This window comes from Paraburkholderia sp. SIMBA_053, from assembly GCF_046534895.1.
GTDB lineage: Bacteria > Pseudomonadota > Gammaproteobacteria > Burkholderiales > Burkholderiaceae > Paraburkholderia > Paraburkholderia caledonica.
Genome location: NZ_JAWRXU010000371.1, coordinates 1 through 310 on the forward strand (window position 1 = coordinate 1; position 310 = coordinate 310).

A 310-nucleotide genomic window follows, 5' to 3' on the forward strand; every position below is an offset into this window, starting at 1 on the left:
TCGTGCAAAACAAGTGCAAGCGACGCGCCCGCCTCCCAACTTCGATTTCAGTAATCGGCGCGCTCGCGGTCGATCCGCATGCCGCCGTCGTGATGACGATGCCCTTCTTCGCTCGGCCGTTCGCGCGCGATGCGCATCACGTCGAGATTGGTCCGCACGCGGCGCATCACGTTGGCCAGATGCACGCGGTCGCTGACCTGGATGACGAAGCGCAGCACCGTCGATTCCTGCGACTGGTCTTCGTCCATCGCAATGTGAACGATGTTCGCGTCGGCGGACGTGATATCCGCGGCAACGCGTGCGAACACGC

1 protein-coding gene is annotated in these 310 nt (G+C 63.2%); it reads right to left on the minus strand.

Translation table 11 applies throughout. The features are described from left to right. Positions 1–47 precede the first annotated feature (47 nt). Positions 48–310: ACT domain-containing protein (locus SB753_RS36040; protein WP_410804883.1), on the minus strand; the 263-nt coding region annotated here is incomplete at its 5' end.